The 1,484-nt window shown below is 62.7% G+C and carries 2 protein-coding genes; both read right to left on the bottom strand.

Annotation, left to right across the window (positions count from 1 at the left end; translation table 11 throughout):
• Positions 1–73 precede the first annotated feature (73 nt).
• On the bottom strand, positions 74–895 hold the full coding sequence (locus Q0176_RS10915; protein ID WP_299302870.1) for a family 1 encapsulin nanocompartment shell protein: 822 nt from the start codon (positions 893–895) through the stop codon (positions 74–76).
• A gap of 34 nt (positions 896–929) precedes the next feature.
• The gene (locus Q0176_RS10910) at positions 930–1,289 is read right to left on the bottom strand and encodes a demethoxyubiquinone hydroxylase family protein (RefSeq protein ID WP_299302867.1); all 360 of its coding nucleotides are present in this window, start codon (positions 1,287–1,289) and stop codon (positions 930–932) included.
• Positions 1,290–1,484: the final 195 nt, after the last annotated feature.

Below are 1,484 nucleotides of genomic sequence, written 5' to 3'. Positions count from 1 at the left end.
GGGGGGACCCGACACGCCCTGAATGCAAACGGTTCTCGAATGGCCGGGCCGGCTGTCCGGCAGCTATCCGGGGTTATTCGGCCCGATAGACCACCACGGCATCGGGATACTTGATGCGGGGAAGCGCCGTCTCCAGGATGCGGAGATGGTGGTTCAGCTCCACCTGTTCGGTGTACGCCGTCCGGATGTCCTGTCCGACCAGCAGGTCCATGTACTGCGGCTGGGCGCAGAGCAGCAGGGCGGTTCCGGGCTGGAGCACCGTGGCCTGGAAGATGCGTCCCTCCAGAAGGTGGCGGACGCGTTCGATCTCCATGAGTCCCGTGCCCTGCTGGATGTGGTGGAGCTGGACGAACAGGTCCGGGCTGACGATCAGGGTGTGGCGGCCCATGCGCCCCTTCTGCTGCAGGGCCGAGACCCCAGAGACGATGTCGATGAAGGCCCCCTCGCCCGTCCCCCAGTCGCCGCGCTTGAGCTTGTTGACGCCGGAGACGGTGAGCAGGCCGTCCACGCCCAGGGACTTGACCCCATAAAAGACCATCTGGTCCTCGCGGCGGCAGAGGGCCTGCGCCGCTATACGCACGGGGGAGAGGTCGGCCGGCTGTCCCTCCCGCTCGGCCGCCTCGAGGTCGCGCCACAGGAGCCAGAGGTCCTCGGAGAGCTGCGGCACCTCGACGAAAGAACGCCTGGGCGAAAAGGTGAAGCCGTTCTCGGTCTTCTCCTCGCGGACCGGGCTGTCGGTCGGCGCTACCTGCACTCCGGGCCCCAGGGGGCCGTACAGCGGCAGGAACCTCCGTGCCGTGAGGGTCTCCTTTGCCGTCTCGACGACGGCCTCGTCCAGCCGCTTCCAGAACTCCTCGGAAAGGGGAGAGGCATCTCTCCCGAGATAATCTTCCATAACCTTTATGCCTCCTTCTCTTTCGGATTGGCCGCTACTTCTCGATGAGGCTGCCGACGGTCGACCCGGGAGCGGCATCCCGCTTGGAGGGTGCGATGCCGAGTTCCTCCATGACCTCGAGGACCTCCCCCTCCCCCTCGGCGAGGAAGTCCGACCAGTTGGGCTCCAGGTAGCGCAGCAGGGTCATCAGCTCGCCGACATGGGCCTTTTCCTCGTCCCGGATGTCCATCAGGACCTTGCGCACCAGAGGATCGTCGGTCGCCTGGGCGTGGGCGTCGTAGAGAAACATGGCCTCGAGCTCCCCGGCGATGTCGACGCGCAGGGCCTGCACCAGCTCCTCCTTGTTGACCTTTCGGTCGACGTTGCCGGAAAACGGGTTGGGAAAATCGGGCATGGCAAATCGCTCCTTCCTGTTCCATCTGTATTTTATTGGATTGCTGGATTGAGCGTTTCGGAATTCAGTCGGTCAATCGAACAACCCCACTCGAAGCAGAGCATAGTCTCTGACAGAGAATTTTGTAATGCGTGGAAATACAGATCGTGCGGACGCCATAAATAATATGGAAGATTTTTGCGAAGTAATCTGAAA

The sequence above is a fragment of the uncultured Fretibacterium sp. genome (assembly GCF_938040765.1).
Lineage (GTDB): Bacteria > Synergistota > Synergistia > Synergistales > Aminobacteriaceae > CAJPSE01.
This window is presented reverse-complemented; position numbering and strand designations above follow the sequence as displayed.